Origin of the sequence: Collinsella intestinalis DSM 13280, assembly GCF_000156175.1 — a bacterium.
GTDB classification, from domain to species: Bacteria; Actinomycetota; Coriobacteriia; order Coriobacteriales; family Coriobacteriaceae; genus Collinsella; species Collinsella intestinalis.
Genome location: NZ_GG692710.1, coordinates 1 through 3,327 on the forward strand (window position 1 = coordinate 1; position 3,327 = coordinate 3,327).

2 rRNA genes are annotated in these 3,327 nt (G+C 63.9%); both read left to right on the forward strand.

What is annotated here, in order from left to right:
- Positions 1 to 61: 61 nt before the first annotated feature.
- Positions 62 to 3,033 (forward strand): 23S ribosomal RNA (locus COLINT_RS00005).
- 144 nt (positions 3,034 to 3,177) lie between these two features.
- Positions 3,178 to 3,293 (forward strand): 5S ribosomal RNA (gene rrf / locus COLINT_RS00010).
- Positions 3,294 to 3,327: the final 34 nt, after the last annotated feature.

The following is a 3,327-nucleotide window of genomic DNA, read 5'->3' on the forward strand; positions in this document are numbered from 1 at the left end:
ACCGAGCGTATGCGACACCCAGACATTCAAGTGTCTAGATACGGCGTCCCGCACGGTCGTGCGGGAAGATATCTAGGGCGCACGGCGGATGCCTTGGCACATGGAGCCGATGAAGGACGCGGCAAGCTGCGATAATCCGCGGTTAGGGGCACACACCCTTCGACCCGCGGGTCTCCGAATGGGCGAACCCGCCAGGAGAAGTCCTGGCACCCTCAGGATGAACACATAGTCCTGAGGGGGACAACCCGGGGAACTGAAACATCTAAGTACCCGGAGGAGAAGAAATCAACCTCGAGATTCCCCGAGTAGCGGCGAGCGAAAGGGGACCTAGGCCAAACCGTGGAGCGGGCGGGCGCCAGCCCTTACCGCCCACGGGGTTGTAGGGCCTCCCGCCCGGGAGCCGGCGCTCCCGGCGGGCATCCATCCAGGGGAGCCGAACGGCATGGGAAGGCCGGCGGCACAGGGTTAGGGCCCCGTAGGCGCACCCTGGGATGGAGCCCGGTGGAGGTACCTGAGTAGGGCCGGGCACGTGAAACCCGGTCCGAACCCGGGGGGACCACCCTCCAAGCCTGAATACTCCCATGTGACCGATAGCGCACCAGTACCGTGAGGGAAAGGTGAAAAGCACCCCGGGAGGGGAGTGAAACAGTACCTGAAACCGTGCGCCCGCAAGGCGTCGGAGCGGGCTTCGTCCCGTGACGGCGTGCCTTTTGTAGAATGAGCCAGCGAGTTGCTGGCACGCGGCGAGGTTAAGCTGGGAAGCGAGCCGGAGCGAAAGCGAGTCCGAAACGGGCGATCTGAGTCGCGTGCCGCAGACGCGAAGCCGGGTGAGCTATCCCTGGGCAGGCTGAAGCGGGGGTAAGACCCCGTGGAGGGCCGAACGGACGTACGTTGAAAAGTGCGCCGATGACCTGGGGATAGGGGTGAAAGGCCTATCAAACCCGGAGATATCTCGTTCTCCCCGAAATAGCTTTAGGGCTAGCGTCGAGAGTTAACCGCCGGAGGTAGAGCACCGGATCGATGAGGGGGCTTCGCCGCCTACCGATTCGAACCGAACTCCGAATGCCGGTCGGTCCATATCTCGGCAGTCAGAGCATGTGGGCTAAGCTGTGTGCTCGAGAGGGAAACAGCCCAGACCGCCCGCTAACGGCCCCCAATTCTCAGTTAAGTGGCAAAGGATGTGCGTCCGCGCAGACAACCAGGAGGTTGGCTTAGAAGCAGCCACCCCTTCAAAGAGTGCGTAACAGCTCACTGGTCGAGTGGACATGCGCCGACAATACACGGGGCTAAACTGAGAGCCGAAGCGGCGGCAATGAGATTTCATTGGGTAGGGGAGCGTCCCCAGCGGGGCGAAGCCGGAGGGTCACCGACGGTGGACTGCTGGGGAGTGAGAATGCTGGCATGAGTAGCGAGAGACGAGAGAGTAACTCGTCCGCCGTAAACCCGAGGTTTCCTGGGCGAGGCTAATCCTCCCAGGGTCAGTCGGGGGCTAAGCCGAGGGCGGAAGCCGTAGGCGACGCGCAGCAGGTGGACATTCCTGCACCGGAGATGCACCGTCACGACCGACGGGGCGACGGATTGGGGTGGCTCGGCGGGGTTCTGGACGTCCCCGTGATGGAGCGCGGCCCGGAGACCAGGCAAATCCGGTCTCCGCGAGGGCGAGGCTCCGGACGAAGCGCTCGAGCGAAGCGAGTGAGCCCGTGGTCCCCAGAAAAACCCCTAGGCAGGGGCATCTCCGCCCGTACCGCAAACCGACACAGGTGGGTGGGTAGAACATACCGAGGCGATCGGGTCAACCATGGTCAAGGAACTCGGCAAAATGGCCCCGTAACTTCGGGAGAAGGGGCGCCGGCGCGTACGTGGACCCACTTGCTGGGCGAGCGGAGGCCGGCCGCAGTGAAGAGGCCCAATCGACTGTTTACCAAAAACACAGGACTCTGCAGAAGGCGAGAGCCGACGTATAGGGTCTGACGCCTGCCCGGTGCCGGAAGGTCACGCGGAGGGGTCAGCGAAAGCGAAGCCCCGAAGCCAAGCCCCGGTAAACGGCGGCCGTAACTATAACGGTCCTAAGGTAGCGAAATTCCTTGTCGGGTAAGTTCCGACCTGCACGAAAGGCGCAACGAATTGGGCGCTGTCTCGACCATGGACCCGGTGAAATTCCACTAGTCGTGAAGATGCGACTTACCCGCGGAAGGACGGAAAGACCCCGTGAACCTTCACTGCAGCTTGGCATTGGCCGCTGGCCCGTCGCGTAGAGGATAGGCGGGAGGCTTCGAAGCCCGGGCGCCAGCCCGGGTGGAGCCGACCTTGGAATACCGCCCTCGGCGCGCCGGCGTCCTAACCCCATGCCGTCATCCGGATGGGGGACCGTGCCAGGTGGGTAGTTTGACTGGGGCGGTCGCCTCCTAAAGGGTAACGGAGGCGCGCGAAGGTCCGCTCGGGACGGTCGGCAACCGTCCTCCTGAGTGCAAGAGCATAAGCGGGCTTGACTGCGAGGCCTACAAGCCGAGCAGGTGCGAAAGCAGGCTCTAGTGATCCGGCGGCCCCGCGTGGGTGGGCCGTCGCTCAACGGATAAAAGGTACTCCGGGGATAACAGGCTGATCTTGCCCAAGAGTCCACATCGACGGCAAGGTTTGGCACCTCGATGTCGGCTCATCGCATCCTGGGGCTGGAGCAGGTCCCAAGGGTACGGCTGTTCGCCGTTTAAAGCGGTACGCGAGCTGGGTTCAGAACGTCGTGAGACAGTTCGGTCCCTATCCTCCGCGGGCGCAGGAGAATCGAGGGAGGCTGCCCCTAGTACGAGAGGACCGGGGTGGACGCACCTCTGGTGAACCGGTTGTCGACCAACGGCACGGCCGGGTAGCCACGTGCGGCGCGGATAACCGCTGAAGGCATCTAAGCGGGAAGCCGTTCCCGAGATCAGTTCTCCTTCCGGTAAGGGCCCAGGTAGACTACCTGGTCGATAGGCCGCAGGTGCAAGCACGGCGACGTGCTCAGCCGAGCGGTACTAATAGCCCGAGCTCTTACCCGCATCCGACCGGGCGGGACGCCATACTTAACGTATCACGGTGTCGCGTCGTCAGAAGGTCAGGTCGGTACGGTCCCGTCTGCGAGTCGCTGTGCGGCCCTCAGGGCACGCGAGGATCCCGGGTGGGAGGTATGAAAGCCGCCCACCGGTCAGCGGCCATTGCGTGCGGGGCACGCCCGGTCCCATTCCGAACCCGGAAGCTAAGCCGCACCGCGCCGATGGTACTGCGGGGTCAGCCCGTGGGAGAGCAGGGCGCCGCTGACCGGTGGACGGCTTTCGCGCTTTCTCGGCGCGGGAG